The 21,960-nt window shown below is 70.6% G+C and carries 18 protein-coding genes and 1 pseudogene; 4 read left to right on the forward strand and 15 right to left on the reverse strand.

Annotated elements, in window-relative coordinates:
* Positions 1-49: 49 nt before the first annotated feature.
* Complete coding sequence (locus ACTOQ3_RS30250) at positions 50-1,768, forward strand: HAD-IIB family hydrolase (RefSeq protein WP_440086842.1); 1,719 nt, start codon at positions 50-52, stop codon at positions 1,766-1,768.
* A gap of 60 nt (positions 1,769-1,828) precedes the next feature.
* On the opposite strand, the gene ACTOQ3_RS30255 is transcribed toward ACTOQ3_RS30250, so the two are convergent.
* Both ACTOQ3_RS30255 and ACTOQ3_RS30260 read right to left on the reverse strand, forming a co-directional pair.
* Entirely contained in the window at positions 1,829-2,572 is a 744-nt protein-coding gene (locus tag ACTOQ3_RS30255) for a hypothetical protein (RefSeq protein ID WP_440086843.1), read from the reverse strand.
* Between the two features lie 187 nt (positions 2,573-2,759).
* The gene (locus ACTOQ3_RS30260; RefSeq protein WP_440086844.1) at positions 2,760-3,290 is read right to left on the reverse strand and encodes a hypothetical protein; all 531 of its coding nucleotides are present in this window, start codon (positions 3,288-3,290) and stop codon (positions 2,760-2,762) included.
* Between the two features lie 516 nt (positions 3,291-3,806).
* Between ACTOQ3_RS30260 and ACTOQ3_RS30265 the strand changes: the two genes are divergently transcribed.
* On the forward strand, positions 3,807-5,693 hold the full coding sequence (locus ACTOQ3_RS30265) for a propionyl-CoA synthetase (protein WP_440086845.1): 1,887 nt from the start codon (positions 3,807-3,809) through the stop codon (positions 5,691-5,693).
* Between the two features lie 149 nt (positions 5,694-5,842).
* On the forward strand, positions 5,843-8,125 hold the full coding sequence (locus ACTOQ3_RS30270) for a WD40 repeat domain-containing serine/threonine protein kinase (protein WP_440086847.1): 2,283 nt from the start codon (positions 5,843-5,845) through the stop codon (positions 8,123-8,125).
* A gap of 172 nt (positions 8,126-8,297) precedes the next feature.
* Here ACTOQ3_RS30270 and ACTOQ3_RS30275 read toward each other — a convergent pair.
* The 12 genes and pseudogenes from ACTOQ3_RS30275 to ACTOQ3_RS30330 form a co-directional block, all read right to left on the reverse strand.
* Positions 8,298-8,663, reverse strand: a pseudogene (locus ACTOQ3_RS30275) (cation:proton antiporter domain-containing protein); the annotation flags it as partial.
* Positions 8,615-9,097: a cation:proton antiporter gene (locus ACTOQ3_RS30280; protein ID WP_440086848.1), complete on the reverse strand. Its 483-nt coding sequence runs from the start codon at positions 9,095-9,097 to the stop codon at positions 8,615-8,617. The gene ACTOQ3_RS30280 and the pseudogene ACTOQ3_RS30275, both read right to left, overlap by 49 nt.
* Before the next feature lie 68 nt (positions 9,098-9,165).
* Positions 9,166-9,498 (reverse strand): hypothetical protein, encoded by a 333-nt coding sequence (locus ACTOQ3_RS30285; protein WP_440086849.1) that lies wholly within the window; start codon positions 9,496-9,498, stop codon positions 9,166-9,168.
* Between the two features lie 8 nt (positions 9,499-9,506).
* Positions 9,507-10,673 carry a DUF418 domain-containing protein gene (locus ACTOQ3_RS30290; protein WP_440086850.1) on the reverse strand — a complete coding sequence of 389 codons (1,167 nt, stop codon included), beginning with the start codon at positions 10,671-10,673 and terminating at the stop codon, positions 9,507-9,509.
* A 121-nt stretch (positions 10,674-10,794) separates the two neighbouring features.
* Positions 10,795-11,790 (reverse strand): N-acetylglucosamine kinase, encoded by a 996-nt coding sequence (locus ACTOQ3_RS30295; RefSeq protein ID WP_440086851.1) that lies wholly within the window; start codon positions 11,788-11,790, stop codon positions 10,795-10,797.
* A gap of 5 nt (positions 11,791-11,795) precedes the next feature.
* Positions 11,796-12,683 carry an alpha/beta hydrolase gene (locus tag ACTOQ3_RS30300; protein WP_440086852.1) on the reverse strand — a complete coding sequence of 296 codons (888 nt, stop codon included), beginning with the start codon at positions 12,681-12,683 and terminating at the stop codon, positions 11,796-11,798.
* Positions 12,684-12,900: 217 nt separating this feature from the next.
* Positions 12,901-14,295: an NAD(P)/FAD-dependent oxidoreductase gene (locus ACTOQ3_RS30305; protein ID WP_440086984.1), complete on the reverse strand. Its 1,395-nt coding sequence runs from the start codon at positions 14,293-14,295 to the stop codon at positions 12,901-12,903.
* A 243-nt stretch (positions 14,296-14,538) separates the two neighbouring features.
* Positions 14,539-15,390 (reverse strand): ABC transporter permease, encoded by an 852-nt coding sequence (locus tag ACTOQ3_RS30310; protein WP_440071169.1) that lies wholly within the window; start codon positions 15,388-15,390, stop codon positions 14,539-14,541.
* Entirely contained in the window at positions 15,387-16,238 is an 852-nt protein-coding gene (locus ACTOQ3_RS30315; RefSeq protein WP_440086853.1) for an ABC transporter permease, read from the reverse strand. Before ACTOQ3_RS30315 ends, ACTOQ3_RS30310 begins: the two co-directional genes overlap by 4 nt.
* A 42-nt stretch (positions 16,239-16,280) precedes the next feature.
* Positions 16,281-17,525 carry a polyamine ABC transporter substrate-binding protein gene (locus ACTOQ3_RS30320; protein WP_440086854.1) on the reverse strand — a complete coding sequence of 415 codons (1,245 nt, stop codon included), beginning with the start codon at positions 17,523-17,525 and terminating at the stop codon, positions 16,281-16,283.
* A gap of 7 nt (positions 17,526-17,532) precedes the next feature.
* A complete protein-coding gene (locus ACTOQ3_RS30325; protein WP_440086855.1) occupies positions 17,533-18,678 on the reverse strand; it encodes an ABC transporter ATP-binding protein in 1,146 nt (381 codons plus the stop codon).
* 25 nt (positions 18,679-18,703) lie between these two features.
* Positions 18,704-20,161: a gamma-aminobutyraldehyde dehydrogenase gene (locus ACTOQ3_RS30330; RefSeq protein WP_440086856.1), complete on the reverse strand. Its 1,458-nt coding sequence runs from the start codon at positions 20,159-20,161 to the stop codon at positions 18,704-18,706.
* Positions 20,162-20,354: 193 nt separating this feature from the next.
* On the opposite strand from ACTOQ3_RS30330, the gene ACTOQ3_RS30335 reads away from it, so the two are divergent.
* A complete protein-coding gene (locus ACTOQ3_RS30335; protein WP_329091340.1) occupies positions 20,355-20,849 on the forward strand; it encodes an Lrp/AsnC family transcriptional regulator in 495 nt (164 codons plus the stop codon).
* Positions 20,850-20,971: 122 nt separating this feature from the next.
* Here the strand turns inward: ACTOQ3_RS30335 and ACTOQ3_RS30340 are convergent, their stop codons facing one another.
* A complete protein-coding gene (locus ACTOQ3_RS30340) occupies positions 20,972-21,553 on the reverse strand; it encodes a DivIVA domain-containing protein (RefSeq protein WP_440086857.1) in 582 nt (193 codons plus the stop codon).
* Positions 21,554-21,960 lie beyond the last annotated feature (407 nt).

Genomic DNA, 21,960 nt, shown 5'->3' on the forward strand with positions numbered 1-21,960 from the left:
TTCACCTCGGACCCCGTTTCCCTCCCTGGGGCGGGGTAAGTGGCCCGGCATGCGCTATCACGTTCTGGCCTGTGACTACGACGGAACGCTGGCCGCCGAGGGCCACGTCGACGACGACACCCTGGACGCGCTCGAACGCCTCGCCCGATCGGGGCGGCGGCTGGTGATGGTCACCGGCAGGGAGGTCGACTCGCTCACCCGGGACTTCGAGCGACTGGACCTGTTCGACCTGGTCGTCGCCGAGAACGGGGCCGTGCTCCACCGTCCCGGCGAGCAGGAGAGCTCGACCCTCGCGGAGGCGCCGCCCGAGGCCTTCGTCGAGCGGCTGCGCGAGCTGGGCGTGGAGCCGCTCAGTGTCGGTTCGGCGATCGTCTCCACCTTGGAACCCCACGCCGAGACCGTTCTCACCGCCATCCGCGAGCTCGGGCTGGAGATGCAGGTCATCTTCAACAAGGGCGCGGTGATGGTCCTGCCCTCGGGTGTCAACAAGGCCACCGGCCTGGCCGCGGCCCTGGCCGAGCTGGAGATGTCGGCCCACGGCGTGGTCGGCGTGGGCGACGCCGAGAACGACCACGCGTTCCTGGCCGCCTGCGAGTGCGCGGTGGCGGTGGCCAACGCGCTCCCCGCCGTCAAGGAACGGTGTGACCTGGTGACCGAACGGGAGCGCGGCGCCGGGGTCGTCGAGTTGATCGACCGGATCGTGGAGACCGACCTGGCCGACGTGGACGTGACGCGCCACCACCTGCTGCTGGGCACCGACGACGGCGGAGAGGTACGGTTCCCGCCGCACGGCGTGCGCATGCTGGTCGCCGGGCCCTCGCACAGCGGCAAGTCCACCGTCACCGCCGCGCTGCTGGAGCGGATCACCAGGGCGGGCTACCAGTTCTGCCTGATCGACCCCGAGGGCGACTACACCGACGGGGTCGAGGGCGCGTCCGTGCTCGGCGACGTCCGGCGCGCGCCCACCCAGGAGGAGATCCTCCAGGTGCTGCAGGACCCCGAGCAGAGCGTCGTGGTCAACCTGCTGGGCGTACCCCTCGACGACCGGCCCGGTTTCTTCCAGGACTTCCTGCCCCGCCTGTCGGCACTGCCGGCCGGCTCCGGGCACCCGCACTGGCTGGTGGTCGACGAGGCCCACCACATGATGCCCGACGGGTTCAAGCTGCGGTCGGTGGGGATGCTGCGCGAGATAGGCGGGATCCTGCTGGTCACCGTGCATCCCGAGGCGGTCAGCGAGGCGGTCGTCCAGACCCTCGACACGGTCGTCGCGGTCGGGGACGAGCCCGGGGGCGTCCTGGGCGCGTTCGCCGCCGCCACCGGCCACGACGCTCCCGGCCGGGATCTTCCCGACCTGCCGACCGGGGAACTGCTGTTCTGGCGGCTCGGCGGCGAGCCGGTCAGGGTGAGGCTGGCCCCGCCGGAGGAGGAACGCCAGAGGCACCGCCGCAAGTACGCGGCCGGCGAGCTCGGAGAGGACGCCAGCTTCTACTTCCGCGGCCCCGAGAACGTGCTGAACCTGCGGGCCGACAACCTGACCGCGTTCTGCCGCATCGCCGACGGCGTCGACGAGGAGACGTGGACCTACCACCTGCGCCGGGGTGACTACTCGCGCTGGCTGGCGGACAGCGTCAAGGACGAGGAGCTGTCGGCCGAGGTGGCCCAGGTCGAGCAGGATCCCGGCGACTCCGTCGACGACGCCAGGAAACGGGTACGCGAGCTCATCGAGGCCCGCTACACCGCCCCCGCCGAACCGAGCGGAATCACCTGATCCCCCAGCCGGACCGGCGTGTCGGGCGAGGACGGCGTGACCTCGCCCGACACGCCGTCCTCATGCCGTGGCACCGGTGAGCTGGGCGTGAAGGCGCTTGCACTCGTGGACGAAGCGGATCGTCCGGCGGCTGCGCGCGAACTCGGCGACGACCGGGATCTCCCCGCGCGCGCCGGTCCAGCGTGCCACGTCGGTGGCGAAGGCGACGAGTTCGGTGTGGGTCACGGTGATGCGCCGCCCCTCGCCCGGCAACATCCCGGGCAGCAGAGCCCGCAGGATGCGCCACACCTCGTGGTGGCCGCCGGCGTCGGCCAGCTCGGTCAGGGCCGCGATGGCGGGGCGGGTCTCCAGCCAGGTGCGGCGCAGCACCAACGCGAGCTGGCGGCCGATCGTCTCGGCGGGCAGGTCGCCCCTGGCCGCCATCCGCAGCACCACCGGGATCGTCCTGGGCACGCCGCTCCCCAGCAGGAAGGCGATGATCACCGCCGTCGCCTCGCTCACGGGGCCGTCGCAGGCGGCCAGGCGGGACAGTTCCGCCGGGGTCACGCTCGCGTACCAGCGGCCGCGGAGCACGAACGGCAGCATGTTCACGACCACCACCTCGCGGTGCGAGGGCAGCATGGCCGACCACCCGTCGATCCCGCTGCCCAGGCCCTCGCCCGACCAGTCGAACGGCTGCCGCAGCAGCACCTCGTCGATCAGCTCGTCGCCGGTGGACGTGGCCCGTAGCGCGGGTGTCAGGCGGACCTCGGTGAAGTACTCGGGTTCGCCGTCGCCGAACTCGACCATGGACGCGTCCACCATGTGAGTCCACCGGAGACCGCACTCCGGGTCGGGCATGCCCTGCCCGGCCAGCCATTCGGTTAAGATTCTTTATTAAAATCTTGACATCCGTGATCTTCCATGCCGACCGTGCCTGGCGAGCTGGTCGGCGACCGGACAACGGCCCGGCCGAGGGAGGTCCTGCCAGGATCGGTGTGGTCCAGGGGGATCACGGGACGGATGGTCGTGTGGCGTCAGCGCCGGCCTTGGCAGTGGTGAGGGCCGCCAGCAGGTAGGCGGCGAGGGCGTAGGCCGGGGCGTAGAGGAAGAACGGTGTCGCCCCGGCGCCCCGGTAGCAGGCGGAGTCATGGTCACCCAACGGCGGGCACACCGACAGATCCGAGAAAAGGGCAACCAGGTTGGCGCCGAGATTCGCCACTGAAAGGACGACCAGCAGCCAGACCACGAGCCTGGTGAAGCGACGTTCCCGCCACAGCAACGCCGCGACAACCAGAACCGCCGGCACCGCGAAACCGATCGTGAAAATTTCCACGCGCAGCACCGCCACCGCCACATCGAAGACCGCCGGGTTCAGGTACCCGACGCCGAGTCCTTGCGCCAGCGCGAATATCCCGATCCCATCACGCACGGACATGTCATAATAAAACAGCCCGGTAATCGAGATAAGTGCTCCCCCGAAATACGCCGACACCGTCGGAAACAACACGAAAATCACGGCAGCCGACCAACGCATCCACATGCGTCGAAATCATAGGTCCAGCCCCGTCGCTCCACCCACACCCAGGCTTGTCATCCAGGGCGCCGGCACCGCGGTCCGGTCATGAAGCGCCGTGCTCGCATATGCCGGAAGAAGCGGCCCGGAAGGCCGCCCGCTGCGCGCTCTGTCCGTGCTCTCGTTCTACGGCTGGTTGAAGAGAATCCGTCATGGGGTCACCGGCGCGTGCACGGCGAACCGGCCATCCTCGGTATCAAGGTCGCGCCCTCTGCCATCTGGGAAATTCTTAAGACGGATCCGGAGGACGCGGGCTGCCGAGCGCGCCACCTGATCCAAGAGCGGGACGGGAATTGCCCGGAACTCATGGACGAGATCCCGGCCGAGGCCGGCATCCATACGGTGCTCACCGGCGTCCGCATACCGCGCGTCAACACGGTCACGGAGAGGTGGGTGAGGTCCTGCTGTCGTGTGCTTATGGATCGATGCCCGCTCCGGAGAGGGGCCTCGACCCGGGAGTCCGGGAAAGAGCATGATGGCCTGATGTCGTACGCTGACGCCTTCGCCCGCAGCATCGCCGATCCCGAGGACTTCTGGGCCGAGGCCGCCGAGGCGGTCACCTGGAGCAGGCCGCCGCGCGAGGTGCTGGACGCGGGGGCGCCGCCCTTCTACCGGTGGTTTCCCGACGGGGAGCTGAACACCTGCCACAACGCGCTGGACCGGCACGTCGAGGCAGGTCACGGCGACCGGCTCGCGCTGGTCCACGACAGCCCGGTGACGGGCACCGGCAGGCGCTACACCTACGCCGAGCTGCGCGACGAGGTCGCCAGGTTCGCCGGCGTGCTGCGCTCGCTCGGGGTGGAGCAGGGCGACCGGGTGGTGGTCTACATGCCGATGGTGCCCGAGGCGGTGATCGCCATGCTGGCGTGCGCGCGGCTGGGGGCGGTGCACTCGGTGGTGTTCGGCGGGTTCGCGCCCAGGGAGCTGGCGGCCAGGATCGACGACGCGCGCCCCAAGGTGGTCGTGTCGGCCTCCTGCGGGATCGAGCCCTCGCGCGTGGTGCCGTACAAGCCGATGCTCGACGCCGCGCTGGGGCTGGCCGCGCACGCGCCCGCGCACTGCGTGATCCTGCAGCGCGAGCAGGCCCCCGCCGAGCTGGTGGAGGGGCGGGACGTCGACTGGGCGAGCGCGAAGGCCGAACCGGCCGAATGCGTGCCGGTGCGGGCGACCGACCCGCTCTACATCCTCTACACCAGCGGCACGACCGGCCTGCCGAAGGGCGTCGTGCGCGACAACGGCGGGCACGCGGTGGCGCTGCTGTGGAGCATGGCCAACGTCTACGACATCGCGCCGGGCGAGGTGTTCTGGGCGGCCTCCGACGTCGGCTGGGTCGTCGGGCACTCCTACATCGTGTACGGGCCGCTGCTGCGCGGCGCCACGACCGTGCTGTACGAGGGCAAGCCGGTCGGCACCCCCGACGCGGGCGCGTTCTGGCGGGTGATCGCCGAGCACCGGGTGAACGCGCTGTTCACGGCGCCGACCGCGTTCCGCGCCATCAGGAAGGCCGACCCGGAGGCGGCCCTGCTCGGCGGGTACGACATCTCGTCGCTGCGGACGCTGTTCCTCGCCGGTGAGCGTCTCGACCCCGACACCTACCACTGGGCGGCGGACAGGCTGGGCGTGCCGGTCGTCGACCACTGGTGGCAGACCGAGACCGGCTGGCCCGTCGCCGCCAACCTGCGCGGACTGGAGCCCATGCCGGTCAAGCCCGGCTCCCCCACCGTGCCCGTCCCCGGGTACGACGTGCGCGTGCTGAGGCCCTCCGGCGACGAGTGCGCCCCGGGAGAGGAGGGGGCGATCTGCATCCGGCTCCCGCTCCCGCCGGGCACCCTTCCCACCCTCTGGCAGGACGACGAGCGCTACGTGAAGTCCTACCTGTCGGCCTTCCCCGGCCACTACCTGACCGGCGACGGCGGCCACCTCGACAAGGACGGCTACCTGTTCGTGATGGGCCGCACCGACGACGTGATCAACGTGGCCGGGCACCGGCTGTCGACCGGGTCCATGGAGGCGGTGCTCGCCGCGCATCCGGCGGTGGCCGAGTGCGCGGTCATCGGGGTCGCCGACGAGCTTAAGGGGCAGGTGCCGCGCGGTTTCGTGGTGCTGAAGAGCGGGTCGGAGATCGACCTGGAGACCCTGCGGGCCGAGCTGGTCCTGGCCGTCCGCGAGCAGGTGGGCGCCGTGGCGGCCTTCCGGCAGGTGGACGTGGTCCCGGCCCTGCCGAAGACCCGGTCGGGGAAGATCCTGCGCAAGACCATGCGCGGTATCGCGGAGGGCTCCGACGAGCCCGCCCCCTCGACCATCGAGGACGCGACGGTGCTGGACGTGCTGCGCCCCATCATCGGACGCCGCACCGCCGCAGACGGCTAGGAGGCCGGAATCTCCCGAGGTCACCCCGGGGGTTCTCGAGAATTCACGTGACGGCCGCGCCGATCGGACGGCCCACGCTCGGCATCATCACGGTTACGATCAGTTCCCCTTTACGGCTTATCACACCATGCCGTCGTTAAGGTCTTATCGTGGCGAACGACGCGGGCAGGCTGGTCGCCGGGCGATACCGGCTGATGAACGTGCTGGGCCGCGGCGGGATGGGCACGGTGTGGCGGGCGCGGGACGAGAGCCTGCACCGCCAGGTGGCGGTCAAGGAACTCATCCTCCCCGATCATCTGGACGTTTCCGCGCGCGAGACGCTCTACAAGCGGATGCAGCGTGAGGCCCGCGCCGCGGCGCAGTTGAAACATCCGGCGATCATCACCGTTCACGACCATGTCGTCGAGGCCGACGGCCGCCCGTGGATCGTGACAGAGATCGTCGACGGGCCCTCATTGGACGAGGTGCTGAGAACCCGGGGGCGCCTGCCGCCCCAGCGGGTGGCGGCGATCGGCGGGCAGATTCTCGCGGCGCTGACGGTCGCACACGCCGCCGGGATCACCCATCGCGACATCAAACCCGCCAACGTCCTGCTCGAAGGCGAGCGGGTCGTGCTGACCGACTTCGGGATCGCCGCCGTCGAGGGAGACGTCACCCTCACCGGCGCCGGCGTCACCCTGGGTACCCCGGCCTTCATCTCTCCCGAGCAGATCAACGGCCACCCCGCCACCGCGGCGTCGGACCTGTGGTCGCTGGGCGCCACCCTGTACGCCGCGGTCGAGGGCCACCGTCCGTTCAGCGGCACGACGCACGCGTCGATCTACGTCTCGATCGCCACCCGGCCGCCCGTCCCGCCCGTGCACGCCGGTCCTCTGGCGCCCGTTCTGGAAGGGCTGCTGCGCAAGGACCCCGCCCTACGCCTCACCGGCTCCCAGGCCGCAGCCGCGCTCGCCGGGATCGCCGCCGGGCCGGCATCCGGTGAACCCTCCGCCGGGCCGGGAGACGAATCCTCGGCCGGGCCGGGACCGGACGACGGCGACACCCGGATCGCCGACCGCGCCGCTCCCCCCGCACCCGCTCCTCCCCCGTCTCCTTCACCGGCCGAGGCGTACGCCACCGCGCGCCAGGAGGAGGTACGGCCCGTCACCCTGCCGTTCACCGCAGTGTCCGCCGTGTCCCCTATGTCCCCCAGCGCCCCGCCCCCCACCACCTCTCCGGCCGCCACCGAGCCCGCGCGGGTCCCGGCGCGTACCCCCCGGCGCGGGCTCCGCCCCGCGATCGCGGTGGCCGCGGCGATCCTGGTCACCGCCGCCACCGCGGCCTACCTGTTCCGGCCCGCGCCGGACCCCGCGAGAACAACCGGCGTCGCCCAGCTCAGGGGGCACACCGAGAGGGTGAACGTCGTGGCGTTCAGCCCCGACGGCGGAACGCTGGCAGGCGGCGACGGCGACGGCGCGGTGATCGTGTGGGACGCGCGGACCCGGCGGCCGGTCGGCGACCCGATGAAAGGCCACACCAGGGCGGTGGAGGCGATGGCGTTCAGCCCGGACGGCGGGCTCCTGGCCAGTGGCGGCAACAACGGCGAGGGAACCGACTCCGGCGACCACACGGTGATCCTGTGGGACACACGGACCCGGCAGCCGGCCGGCGACCCCCTCACCGGCCACACCGACTGGATACGGTCGGTCGCCTTCAGCCCCGACGGCAGGACCCTCGCCACCGCCGGCGCCGACAAGACGGTGATCCTGTGGGACGTCGCGACCCGGCAGCCGACCGGCGACCCCCTCACCGGCCACACCGACTGGGTGCAGTCGGTCGCCTTCAGCCCCGACGGCAGGACCCTCGCCACCGCCGGCGACGACGCGACGGTGATCCTGTGGGACGTCGCGACCCGCCGGCCGATCGGCGCCCCCCTCACCGGCCACACCGATCTGGTGCGGTCGGTCGTCTTCGGTCCCGACGGCAGGACCCTCGCCACCGGCGGCCGCGACAGGACGGTGATCCTGTGGGACGTCGCGACCCGCCGGCCGATCGGCGCCCCTCTCACCGGCCATCCGGACGAGATCCACACCGTCGCGCTCAGCCCGAACGGCGCAACCCTGGCCGTGGGCACCGGTTCCGTCGTCCGGCTGTGGGACCTGGCGACCCGGCGGCCGATCGGCGACCCGCTCACCGGCCACGCGGGTCCGGTCTGGTCGGCCGCCTTCGCTCCCGACGGGAAGATCCTCGCCACCGGTGGCGACGACAAGACAGTGAGGCTGTGGGACACCTCCTTCGCGGCCGGTGCCGGCACGACCGTTCCGTGGCCGTGGCTCGCCGGGGCGGGCGTGCTGGTCGTGGCGGCGGCGGGAGCGGTGGTGATCCTGCGGCGGCGCGGCCGGCGGGCTCTCGCCGGGGAGGCCACCGGAGCGGGAACCTCGGCGGCCTCCTAGCGGGCCTGTCCCAGGGAACCGGCTGCCGGTCCCCGGCCCCGGCCGAATCCGCCGCCTCGGCGTCGCGCCGCCCTCCGGGGAGCAGCCGGGCGATCTGCTCGGAGCGGCTCGCGACCAGCGGGCCCAGCAGGGCGAGGACGAGCACGTACCCGGCGATGAACGGGGCGAGCCTGCCGTCCAGCCCCGCGGCCAGCGCCATGGTGGCCAGGACCAGGGCGAACTCGCCGCGCGAGAGCACGGTCAGCGAGATGTTGACCGCCTCCGGCCGGCCGAACGCGTTGAGCCTCGCCGCCAGCACCCCGGCCACGACGTTGAGCACCACCGTGACCAGCACCGCGATCGTGACGGGCCAGGCCACCGACAACATGTCCCCCGGCTCGATGGACAGGCCGAAGGCGAAGAAGAACAGCGCGGCGAAGGCGTCCCTGAGCGGATGGACGAGCTGCCGGATGCGCGGGGCGGCCCTGCTGGAGCTCAGGATGAGACCGATCATGAAGGCGCCGATGGCGTCGGCTCCGCTGAGGACCGGCTGCAGCACGGCGAGGTAGAGCGCGAGGAAGACGTCCTCGACGACGATGATCCCGAGGAGGAGATGCCGATCACCCCGGCCAGGACCATGGCCTCCCTGGTCCCCCAGCCCACGGCGAACCCGAAGGCCAGGCCGCCGCCGACGTTGAGCACGATGTAGCCGACCCCGGCCGGCACCAGGCGCCTGCCTCCCGACACCAGGTCGTCGAGGGAGAACTCCAGGCCGAGGTGGAACAACAGGAAGATCAGGCCGAGCGCGGCGACGACCTTCAGGTCCGCCGGATTCTCCACGAGGGCGAGACCGGGCGTGTGCGGGCCGAAGACGATGCCCGCCAGCATGAACAGGGGGATGGTCGGCAGCCCTATCCGGGTGCCGAGCCTGGCGATGATCCCGGCGGCGAGGAAGGAGCCGCCGAGCGCGACGAGAGCGTCACCCAGTGCCATTCGGCCCTCCCCCCGAGACGATCGCGGGCATGGCGGACACACATTCGTGGAACATGAAAAAACCTCCGTCAAACGATCTCGGGCAGGAACCTCTGCTGATCGCTTGACGGAGGCGCTCGGGGAGAGCTCTCGTCGTACAGGGTGTGCGTGGCCGGGACCGGCCAGGCGGGCAGGGGCGCGACCCTCACCGACCGGCCGGGCGGCGCGAGGCCGGGGCCGGGCGGGCACAGGTCGCAGGCCGGCGCGTGAGGGGTCGCGGGAGCGAAGCCGACCCCGCTGGCCAGCGTGATCGCGGCGCCGGGGACGGCAGGGTGATGGTCGGGCCCCGGCAGCGGGGCGTACACGAGGGCGATCAGGGACAGCAGAAGGGCCGCGACCGTACCGGCGACCCTTCGCGACAAACCCTGCCCTAACGTTTTATGGAATCTTCTACTATTTTATCAGGGTTCTTCGAGCGTCCCTGTGGCGCCAGGTACGCCCACTGCCAGAGCGTCTCGACGGGGCCTCGTTCGAAGCGCCGCAGCCACAGCGTGGACAGCGTCATGAAGAGCGCGCAGATGCCCGCCCAGGCCGCCGGTACCCACCACGGCCGCAGGTCGTCGAGCGACGCGGCCAGGCCGAGTCCCCACCCGTAGCAGAGCGCCGACGCGACCAGGTTCTGGAAGATGTAGGAGCTCAGGGCGGTACGGCCGACGTTGTTCAGCCCTCGCCTCAGCACCCCGGGGGCGCCGGTCGCCCGCCGCGCGAGGGTCGCGACGAGGCCGAGCAGGCCCAGCGCCACCAGCGGGGGCAGCAGGTAGCGGTCCACCAGGAACCAGCCGGGGCCGGCGAAGGCGGTGACCAGGTTCAGCGGCAGGGCCACGGCGAGTCCGGCGACCATGAGCCTCCGGCGCAGCGTGGCGCCCCGCTCCGAGTCCTCGAACACCCCGGCGCGCATCAGCCGGGAGCCGAGCAGGAACAGCACGATGCCCATCGGGACGATGAGGACGATCTCGATCCGGTAGAGACCGATCATCTCGATCCGGGCGGCGACCTGCTGCGGGTAGGTGCCGTCGGTGAAGAGCGTGGACGACTCCGGCCCGCCGCCCGTGCTCGCCGGGGCGGCGAGCATGCCGGCGGTGAGCAGGCCGATCAGCGCGGCGAACACCGTCCCAACGGTGATCATCCATACCTTGACCACGCGGTCGCTCCTGCCGATCAGGTACGCCACGATGATCGAGGTCAGCGCGTAGCCCATCAGCACGTCGAACTCGAAGATCAGCAGGTAGTGGATCAGGCCCTCGACGAACAGCAGCCCGGCCCGCCACAGGTACCAGCCGGGCCACGGCACGCCACGGCGGGCGGCCGAGCGGTACTGGAGTTCGAGCCCGACCCCGAAGAGCAGGGTGAGCAGCGCGAGGAACTTGCCGTTGGTGAGGGAGCGGAGGAGGGTCTCCACGGTTCCCGGACCGCCCAGCGCCCCCATGACGTCGGCGGGGCCGCCGGGGTCGGTGAAGATCCAGATGTTCGTGCCCAGGGTGCCGACGACGGCGATGCCCCTGAGCAGGTCGAGCACTTCTACGCGGCGACTTGTCACGCCTTCCACGATCCCGCCCGGCGGGCCCGCGGACATCGTCGCGCAGGCCCATCCGGGACGTACATCGATGTGTGTACCCGGACCGGGTTCCGGCCCGCCGGACCGTGGAGAGGAAACCCGGTCAGCCTCCGGAGACGACGCGGGCGTGCAGCCGGGCGGCGGTCGCCGGGTCCCAGCCGAACGCCTTCCGGCCGGCCAGCCACGCCGCCGCCGCCGCGCCGTCGCCCGCCAGGACCGTCGAGGGACCCAGCCTCTCCCGTACGGCGGAGGCGACCGGTCCTTCACTGGTCAGCACGCTCCCGGCCAGCACGATCGGGCTCGTCTCGCCCGACCGGCGGACCTCGGCCACCGTCTCGCAGAGCAGCCGGGCCGCGGTGGACACGATCTCCAGGGCGGCCGGGTCCCCCTCCGCCGCCGCCCGGCTGACGAGCGGGGCGAGCCGGGCCAGCTCCAGCGGGGGCCGCGACTGCGCGCGGACCACCAGTCTGATCGCCAGTGCCCGCGTCTCCTCCATCGTGCCCGCGCCGCCCTCTCCCATCTCGGCGACCACCGGCCCCGAGACGTCGTCCTCCAGGAGCGCGTCGGTGACGAGGCGGGTGAGCCTGCCGCCCGCGTCCCCCCGGCTGAGGGCGTGGGCGGCGGCGGCGGCCGCCTCCCTGCCCAGCCAGAACCCGGAGCCCTGGTCGCCCAGCAGCCAGCCGAGCCCGTCGGCGATCATCACCGGCTCGCCGTCCTCGATCCTGGCGGCGATGGCCCCGGTCCCGGCGATGAGCGCGGTGCCGCGCGGTTCCGCCGTACCGGCGGCGAAGGCGATGCCCAGGTCGCCGGTGAGCCGGGGCGGGACGCGCAGGCCGGCGGCGGCCCACATGGGGTCGAACACCAGGCGGTCCAGCGCCCCGCCGCCCGCCAGCCCGATCACCGCCCCGGCCACCAGGCCCGGGTCGATCCCGCGCAGGGCGATCTCCAGCGCCAGGCCGATGTTGGCCACCGCGACGGCGTTGCCGTGGGCCGCGGGATTGCCGCCCGGCGCCTTCCCGTACCCGGCCCGCCGCCCCGAGGCGTCGAGCAGGAGGGCCCGCGAGGAGGTCCCGCCGACGTCCAGCCCGAGGACGTACATCGCGTTCAGAGGTGCTCGCCGAAGAACGTGGCGGCCGCCTCGACCGCCCGGGTGACGTGCGGTTCGGCGTCGTAGAGGTCGATGTGCAGCCTGGCGTCCAGCCAGACGAGCCTCTTGGGCTCGTCCATCCGCCGGTACGCCTCCTCGGCCCCCTCGGGCGAGCAGAAACGGTCGACCACGCCGTGCACGATCAGGCCGGGCTTGGGCGACAGGAAGTCGGCGCCCGTCATGTTGTCCATGGTGATCAGCTCGCGGACGGAGGCACGGGTGACCTCGTTGCGCCAGTGCTCCGAGGCGCCCCTGGAGGTGCCGTAGTAGGCGAACGGCTCGTCGCCCGGCATCGCCGCCTCCCCCTCCTCGGCCACCGCGGGCAGGTACTCCACCTCACCACCCCTGTCCTGGCGCTCCAGCACCGCTGTGAACGAGGCCAGCGCCTCCTGGTACCCGGAGGGGGACATCCCGGCGCGCATGCCGTAGGGGTTGTTGTAGGCCCCCGCGATGCCCGCGAACGCCTTCACCCGGGGGTCGAACGCGCTGAACTTGAGCGCGTAGCCCCCGCCGAGGCAGATCCCGACCGCGCCGATCCTGTCGCCGTCCACCTCGGGACGCGAACGCAGCAGCGAGACCGCGGCCCGCAGGTCCTCCAGCTTGCCCTGGGCGTCCTCGTGGTTGCGCGGCTCCCCGCCCGACTCTCCCCAGTTGCGGTGGTCGAAGGCCAGCGTCGCGTATCCCGCCTCGGCCAGCCGGGCGGCGTACAGGCCGGTGACCTGGTCGCGGGTGCCGGTGAACGGGCCCGTGAGGACCAGGGCGGGATGCGGGCCCGGCGCCGCCGGAATCCGCAGGTCGCCGACGAGGGTGATCCCTCCGGCGGTGAACTTCACCTTTTCGGACATGCTCCAAGTCTGTACGGCCCGCGCGGCGGAAGCCAACGGCGTCCCCCCGCCGGTCCCGGACCCGGCCCCGGCCGTTCTCCGGCCCGTCCCATGCCGTCCCCCCGTCGTCCCTGATCGTCCTTCGCCGTCCCATGGCCGTCCCCGCCCCCGCCCGACCGGCCTGAGCCCGGAGCGGGAGCGGGGACGGCCCTTGGGAACCTCAGGGACCTCGGAAACCTCAGGAGTCGAAGCCGAGACCCATCCGGTCCAGGGTCCGCAGCCAGAGGTTGCGGCGCCCCTGGTGCAGGTCGGCCTGGGCGATCGACCAGCGGGTCATCTGGATCCCGGCCGAGCGGACCGGCTCGGGCGGGAACGGGACGGGCTTCTCCTTGACCATCCGCAGCTCGGTCCGCTCGGTCCGCTCTCCGGCGAGCAGGTCGAGCATGACGTTCGCCCCGAACCGGGTCGCGCCGACGCCCATGCCGGTGTACCCGGCGGCATAGGCGAGGCGCCCGCCGTGAGACCGGCCGTAGAAGGCGCTGAACCGGCTGCAGGTGTCGATCACGCCGCCCCACCTGTGGGTGAAGCGCAGCCCGGACAGCTGGGGGAACGTGGTGGAGAAGTGTTCCGCCAGCTTGACGAAGGTCTCGTCGCGCTGCTCGTACTCGGGCTTGATCATGCCGCCGTTGTAGTAGACCGCGTCGTAACCGCCCCAGAGGATCCGGTTGTCCTCGGTCAGCCGGTAGTAGTGGAACTGGTTGGCCGCGTCCCCGACCCCCTGCCGGTTGTGCCAGCCCACCGAGGCCAGCTGGCCGGCCGAGAGCGGCTCGGTCATCAGGGCGTAGTCGTAGACCGGCACCAGGAAGTGTCTCAGCCGCCGCAGCAGCGGCTGGAACACGCCGGTGCCGAGCGCCACCTTGCGCGCCCTGACGCTGCCGTGCGGGGTGATCAGGTCCAGGCTCGTCGGGGTGTCCCTCATGGTGCGTACCGGCGTGCGCTCGTGGATGCGCACGCCCAGCGAGAGGCAGGCCTGCCGGAGCCCCCAGGCCAGCCGGGCGGGGTCGAGCATGGCGCAGCCGTCGCGCTCCCAGTGGCCTCCGATGTACGTGGGCGAGTTCACCTCCGCCCGCACCTGTTCCTCGTCGAGGACGTCGAAGCGGGCGCCCAGGTCGCGGGCGACGCCGACGTTGCGGTTCATCTCCTCCAGCTGCCATGGCTCGGTGGCCACGTGCAGCTCGCCGGTGCGCTCGTAGCCGCAGTCGATGCCGTATCCGGCGACCGCCTCGCCGATCTCGTCGAGGTTGTCGAGACCGAGGCGTTCGAGCGTGGAGATCTCCTCGGGCCAGCGCTCCAGCCCGTTGGCGATGCCGTGGGTCAGCGTGGCCATCGCGAAGCCGCCGTTGCGGCCGGACGCCGCCCAGCCGACCCTGCGCCCCTCGAGGAGGACGACGTCGAGCGAGGGGTCGCGTTCCTTGGCCATCAGGGCGGTCCAGAGCCCCGAGAAGCCGCCGCCGACCACCGCCAGGTCGGCGGTGGTCTCGCCGAAGAGCCGCGCCAGCGGCTCGGGTTTCGCCGGACTGTCGAGCCAGTACGGCTTGCGCTCCGCGTCAGCAAGAGCCTTCAGCGGATCCACAAATCTCACTTCCCTACGTGAGTCAGGTTGTCTTTGTGTGTATCGCGTGGTCATGGAGATCACGCGCGGGTTCCCCCCGCCTGGGTCCGATCTCGCCTCCCTGTTCTCTGCCGGGAATCTGTTCTCCGCCGGGATATTGTCCGCCGCGGCCCTCGCCGCCGGGAACCCGGGACCCGGAGATCCGGGAGCCCGGGTACACCGAAGCCCCGTGCCACCCGGTGAGGGCACGGGGCTCGGCGAAGGCTAGGTGCGGCGGCGCGCGGTGACCGTGTTGACCACGGCGATGGCGACGCCTACCGCGAATATAAGCGTTCCGATGACGTTCACCTGAGGCGGCACCCCGATACGGGTGGCGCCCCAGATCCACAGCGGGAACGTCTGGACGGCGCCGCTGGTGAACTGGGTGATCACGAAGTCGTCGATGGACAGGGCGAAGGCCAGCAGCGCGCCAGAGACGACGCCGGGCAGGATCATCGGGAAGGTGATCCGCCAGAACGTGATCCAGGTGGACGCGCCGAGGTCGCGCGCCGCCTCCTCGATCGACCGGTCGAGCCCGATCACCCGGGCCCGCACGGTGATCGCCACGAAGGACAGCGAGAACAGCACGTGCGCGACGACCACGGTCGCGAAGCCGGTCTGCACGCCGACGCTGATGAACAGCGACAGCAGCGAGGCGCCCATGACCAGCTCGGGCGAGGCGATCGCGGCGAACATCACCAGGTTGGTGGCGCCCTGCCCGCGGAACCGGTAGCGGCCCAGGGCCAGGCCCATGAGCGTGCCGAGCAGCGTCGTGATCACCGTGGAGAGCAGGGCGATGGAGATGGAGTTGCGCACCGCTTTGAGCAGTTCGGGATACTCGTCCAGGCGTCCCCACCACTGGAGGGTGAAGCCCTGCCAGGTCACGTTCGACTTGCTCTGGGTGTCGTTGAAGCCGAACACGATCATGACGGCGATCGGCAGGAACAGCCAGATCAGGATCAGCCACACGTAGCCGAAGAGCAGCCGGTCGCCCAGCCGCCTCCGTCCCCGCGGGGACCTCCGCCCGGCGGGCGCGTCCGCCGCCGGGGCCTCCGTGACGTCGATGGTGCCGCTCATCGGGCCGCCGCCTCCAGGACGTTCTCCGTGCCGAGCGCCTTGGCGTAGGCGAAGATGCCGACCAGCATCGCCGCCATCAGCGTGAACGACAGCGCGGCGGCGGTCGGGTAGTCGTTGTTGACCAGATACTCGGTCTGGATGATGTTGCCGATCATCGTGTTCTCCGGGCCGCCGAGGATGCCCGCGTTGACGTAGTCGGCGGTCATCGGGACGAACGTCATCAGCACCCCGGCGAACACGCCCGGCAGCGAGAGCGGCAGCACGATCCTGGTGAACGCCTCGCGCCTCGCCGCGTAGAGGTCCTGGGCGGCCTCGACCACCTTGGGGTCCACCCGCTCCAGCGCGACGTAGATCGGCAGGATCATGAACGGCAGGTAGTTGTAGACCAGCCCGCCGATCACCGCGGACGTCGTCTGCAGCACGTGGAAGTCGTCGGGCAGCAGCCCGGCCGACTTCAGCGGCCCCAGCAGCATGCCGTCGTCGGCGAGCATGAACTTCCACGACACCGTGCGCAGCACGAACGAGACGAAGAACGGCAGCAGCACCAGCAGCAGGTAGGTGGACTTGCGGCTGCCGCCCTTGAAGGCGATCCAGTAGGCCATCGGGTAGGCCAGCGCGATGGAGATCACGGTCGCGGCCAGGCCGTACCCCGCCGAGCGCAGGAACTGCGTCTGGTACTGCGCCAGGGCGTCGCCGTACACCGAGAGGTTGAACGTCTGGACGAATCCGTCGACCACGTTGCCCTCCTGGGTGGAGACCGAGGCCATGAAGACCATCGGCACCACCAGGAAGATCGCGAGCCAGAGTCCGCCGGGCAGGATGAGCAGGTAGGGGGCGAGGCGCTTCACCGGCCGACGACCCCTTCCGGTCCGAGTCGCTCTCTCATCCGCCTAGCCCTGCGTGACCGGCTGGAAGATGTCCTCGAAGATCTTCTCCTCCGCGGAGGTGAGCGTCTTGTACGACCGCAGCTTGGCCATGTCCGCCTCCGAGGGGAAGATCAGCGGACTCTCGGCGATCTGCTCGAGCGCCTTCTTCTCGTCGCCCTCGGCCTTGGCCGCGTCGGCGAGGACGAGGTCCTTGGCGGAGGAGACCGGCGTGATGTAGTTGATGTACTCGACCAGCATCGTGGCGATCTTGGGCTGGTAGACGTAGTCCATCAGGGTGAGCGCGTCGACCGGGTTCTGCGCGGTCTTCGGGATGCACATGTTGTCGGTCCAGATCGTGCCGCCCTCCTCGGGCACCACGAACCGCAGGTCCTTGCCCTCGGCGACCTGCTGGAAGATGTCGCCCGACCAGGCCATGGTGATCCAGACGTCGCCCCTGGCGAGGGCGTCGACGTAGTCGTTCTCGTAGTACTTGCGCACCAGCCCCGCGTCGCGCTGCTCCTTGAGCTTCTCGCCGGCCTTCTTCCAGTCGGCCTCGGTCGACTTGTCGGGGTCGATGCCCAGGGCGAACATGCCGAAGTTGGCGACCTCCTGGGTGTCGAGCATCATGCCGACCTTGCCCTTGTACTTGGGGTTCCAGAGGTCCTGGATGCTCTTGACCTCGTCCACGTACTTGGGGTTGTAGGCGATGCCGGTGACGCCGACCGTCCACGGGATCGTGTGGGCGTTGTTGGGGTCCCAGGTGGGGTTCTTCACCGCGGAGCTCGCGTTGGCCGCGAAGTTCGGCAGCTTGGAGTGGTCGAGGGGGACGAGGTAGCCCAGCGCGATGGCCTTGCTCAGCTGGAGGCCGTTGGTCAGGACCATCAGGTCGTAGCCGATGTCGTTGCTGGCGGCGAGCAGCGGCTGGACCTTGCCGAAGAACGTGCTGTTGTCCTGGATGGCCTCCTGGTAGGACACCTGGATGCCGGTGTCGGCGGTGAACAGCTCCAGCGAGGGGTACCGCTTGCCGTCCTTGTCGATGTAGAGCGGCCAGTTGGCGAAGCGCAGCGTGCCGTTCTTCTTCTTGGAGCCCCAGTATTCGGCGATGGCGTCCCTGGGGGGGACGGCCGCCACCTTCTTGCCCTCCACGCCGCAGGCGGCGAGGGCGAGGGCCGCGGCCGACAGCCCGCCGAGGCGAAGGGCGTCACGGCGCGTGACGGAGCGGCTCTGCGTCATGCCTCGCAGAAAGGCGGGGTTCGTGCGGGGGTCCATGTCGAGCTCAACTTCCGATCGCGTACGAGTGGTGCGGCAGCCACGACAGCCAGACGGCGTCGCCACGCTCCGCCGTGCTCGTGCTGTCGAGTGCGTTCTGCTGGAAGACGGTCACCTCTGCGCCGTGGGCCAGGCAGACCGTGTAACTGGTGTAAAGCCCCAGATAGACCACCTCTGAGACGGTGCCTCGCACGACGCTGAGGTCGCCGGTGGGCTCCTCCGTGGTAATCCTGATCTTCTCCGGGCGCACCGTGATCGCGATCGGTTCCCCGGCGCGGAACGATCCGCCCTCGGCGAGGACGTGGTCGTCATCACCCAGCTTAAGCACCGCGAAGCCCGACTGGAAGCGGTCGACAGTGCCGCTGAGCAGGTTGGACGTGCCGATGAACCCGGCCACGAAAGCGGTCGCGGGCCGCTCGTAGATCTCTCTGGGGGTGCCAAGCTGCTCGACCTGGCCGTCGTTCATGACGGCGATGCGGTCACTCATCGTGAGCGCCTCGCTCTGGTCGTGGGTGACGTACACGAAGGTGATGCCGACCTCGCGCTGGATGCGCTTGAGCTCGATCTGCATGGCCTGGCGGAGCTTGAGGTCGAGGGCGCCGAGCGGCTCGTCCAGCAGGAGCGCGCGGGGGTTGTTGACCAGGGCCCGGGCCAGGGCGACCCGCTGCTGCTGGCCTCCGGACATCTCCCGGGGGCGGCGTTTCTCGCGCCCGGTGAGATCGACGATCTCCAGGATCTCCCCCACCCGGCGCTTGATCTCGGCGTCGGCCACCTTCTTGCGCCGGAGGCCGAACGCGACGTTCTCCCAGACGTTCATGTGCGGGAAGAGGGCGTACGACTGGAAGACCATATTGACGTCGCGCTTGTTGGGGGGGACGTCGGTGACGTCCTGGCCGTGCAGCCGCACGTTGCCGCGCGAGGGGTCCTCGAAGCCGGCGATCATGCGCATGGTGGTGGTCTTGCCGCAGCCCGAGGGGCCGAGGAGCGAGAAGAACTCCCCCTCGGCGATCGACAGGGTGACACCCTTGACCGCCTGGACGACCTCGCCGTGGGAGACGTACTCCTTGACGACCCCGTCAAGTTCGATTGCGGGTACGTGGGGCGAGCGGGAGACGGTGTCGGCCGTCTCCGTGCTCGCCTGGATTTCGGTCATGCCAGGCTTATCCCTCTGTTCGCGGCTATTCGCCGATGTAGTGCATGACGTGCTTGACGCGCATGTAGTCGTGCAACCCGAAAACGGACAGATCCTTGCCGTAGCCGGAGTGTTTGAAGCCTCCGTGCGGCATCTCCGAGACGAACGGGATGTGGGTGTTGACCCACACCACGCCGAAGTCGAGACGGTTCGACACCCGCATCGCCCGGCCGTGGTCGGAGGTCCACACCGAGCCGGAGAGGCCGTACCTGACGCCGTTGGCCTTGGCGACCGCGTCGGCCTCGTCGGAGAAGGTCTGGACGGTGATCACCGGCCCGAACACCTCGTTCTGCACCATCTCGTCGTCCTGCTTGAGGCCGTCGACGACGGTGGGGGCGAAGAAGTAGCCCCGGTCGCCGATCCGGTTCCCGCCGGTCAGGACCTTGGCGTGGCCGGGGGCCCGGTCGATGAAGCCGGTGACGCGGGCCAGCTGGTCGGCGTTGTTGAGCGGGCCGTAGAGGGCGTCCTCGTCGGAGAGGTCGCCGGTCACGGTGTTCGCCGCCGCCTCGGTGAGCGCGGCCACGAACTCGTCGTGGACGTCCTCGTGGACCAGCACGCGGCAGGCCGCGGTGCAGTCCTGCCCGGCGTTGTACAGGCCCGCGGTGGCGATGGACTCCGCGGCGGACTTGAGGTCCCTGACGTCGTCGAACACGACGACGGGCGCCTTGCCGCCCAGCTCCAGGTGCACCCGCTTGAGGTCGTCGGCGGCGCTCCTGGCCACGGCCATGCCCGCGCCGACCGAACCGGTGATCGCGACCATCGACGCGGTCGGGTGGCCGACGACCAGCGCGCCGGTCTCCCGGTCGCCGACGACGACGTTGAAGACGCCCTTCGGCAGGACGTCACCGAGGATCTCGGCCAGCTTGACCGTGGAGACGGGGGTGGTGTCCGAGGGCTTGAGCACCACGGTGTTGCCTGCGGCGAGCGCCGGGGCGATCTTCCAGACCGCCATCATCATCGGGTAGTTCCAGGGGGTGACCTGGCCCACCACGCCGATCGGCTCGTGCCGGATCACGGAGGTGTGGTCGGCGAGGAACTCGCCCGACGTCGGGCCCTCCAGCGTGCGCGCGGCCCCCGCGAAGAACCGGAAGTGGTCGGCGGCGATCGGGGTCTCGTCCTCGGCCATCCGGGCGCGCGGCTTGCCGGTGTTGCGGCACTCGGCCTCGTTCAGCTCCTCGGCCCGCGCGTCGATCGCGTCGGCCACCTTGAGGAGGAGGTTGGCGCGCTCGCCCGGGGTGGCCCGGCTCCACGACTCGAACGCGGCGGCGGCGGCGGCATAGGCCGCGTCGACGTCCTCGGGACCCGAGACGGGGGCCTTAAGGTAGATCTCGCCGGTGCATGGATCAATGACGTCGGAGAACCGGTCGCTCCTGGCCTCCACGAGTTCGCCGCCGATGTAGTTCCGCAGGCGAGGGAATTCGCTGGTCTCAACCGGGGTGGTCACCGTCGGCCTCCTAAGGATCGGGGCTGAGTTGTCGCGACTCTTACAGAGCGACAGCCTTACGACAAGGGATTTCGTTGTTAAGATACCAAATTGCTACGAAATCGCTTGACAGAAGCGCCGGAACTGACAGCATGTCGCATCGGAGCCGCAACATGACGGCAACAGCCCCGCAACATGACGCCAGGGAGCGCCCATGACGACGCCGCCCAAGGTTCGCCGCGAAAACGACGCCAGGCCCGGCCCCGTCGTCCTCGACGAGATCTCCAAGCAGATCATCGAGCAACTGCAGACGGACGGGCGCAAGCCGTACGCCGCGATCGGCAAGGCGGTGGGGCTCTCCGAGGCCGCCGTGCGCCAGCGGGTGCAGCGCCTGCTCGACGCGGGGGTGATGCAGATCGTCGCGGTGACCGACCCGCTCACCCTGGGTTTCCCCCGCCAGGCCATGATCGGCATCAAGTGCGAGGGCGACCTGGAGACGGTCGCCGACGAGCTGTCGGCCATCAGGGAGATCGACTACGTCGTGCTGACCGCCGGGTCGCTGGACATCATGGTCGAGGTCGTCTGCGAGAGCGACCAGCATCTCCTGGAGATCCTCGGCAAGATCCGGGCCATCCCCACCGTCCGCGCCACCGAGACCTTCGTCTATCTCAAGCTTCACAAACAGACCTACTCCTGGGGCACCCGCTGACGGGTCCCGGGGCACACTCCGGCACCTCCGCGTCCGGTCGCCTCGCCGCGCCGCCGCGGGCCGGCGGAGCGTCGCCTCCGCCGTAGCGCCGCGGGCCGGCGGAGCCGGGAGAGCCCGTGCCGCTAAAGACCGCGAGAGGCGTCGTCGCCGGCTGACGGATCGCGAAAGGCGTCGTCGCCGGCCGGACGGGGCTCCAGGGCGTCCGCGAGCTCGTCGAGGAACTCGTCGACCTCGGCGATCGCGTAGCCCGGCCTCAGCATCACCGTGGCGAACCTCGCCTCGCGCACGTCACCGGGCGTGAGAGGCGCGTCGGTGGTGCCGCGCAGGGTGGCCACGATCCGGTCGAGGAAGGCGTCGACCTCGTCCTCGTTGTAGCCCATGCCGAGCCGTCCCGGCCTGAAGGCGACCCGCTCGACCCGGGCGGCGCGGTCCTCGTTCTCCTCCCGCTCGGGCGCTTCGGGCGCGGCACGGCGGGCGGGGACGGCCGGGCGCCCGTCCGTGCCGGTGGGCCGGGTCTCGATCGCCACGATGAAGGCCTCGAGCGCGAAGTCGACGGCGACCTCGTTGTAACCGCCGAGCCTGGTGCGGAACCGGGCGTCGCGGATCTCGTCCGCGGTGACCGGCTCACCTTCCGGGGCGCCCCTGCCGAGGGTCCCCTCGATCCGGCGGACCAGCAGGTCCACCTGGTCCGGGTCATATCCCATGCGAATCCCGAGGACCCGTGGAAAGCGGTTCAAACCCGCGTCCTTTCGCGTCTCCCCGATAGGGCCTTTATCCGATGTATCCATTCTGGAGGAAATAGCCGGACAAAAGCGAGACGTCTGAGGCGGGCGTGGAGCCTGGTGTTCCAATGGACGCCGGGATCCGCGAAAACGGCCTCGGCACGCGGCGGGACCCGGACGGTCCCGTCACGACGAATGACGATGAGGATATCCGGGGGTGACAGCTCGGGTGACCGGCGGGAATGCCGGAGACGGGGCCCGGGGGCCGGGTGAACGGCGGGGAACGGCGGAGACCGGGCGCACGGATCGGGTGACCGGAGAGAAAGGCGGAGGCCGGGCACCACGGATCGGGTGAACGACGGGAAAGACGGAAACCGAGTCCGGCGGGT

Source organism: Streptosporangium sp. LJ11, from assembly GCF_051918945.1.
Classification (GTDB): domain Bacteria; phylum Actinomycetota; class Actinomycetes; order Streptosporangiales; family Streptosporangiaceae; genus Streptosporangium.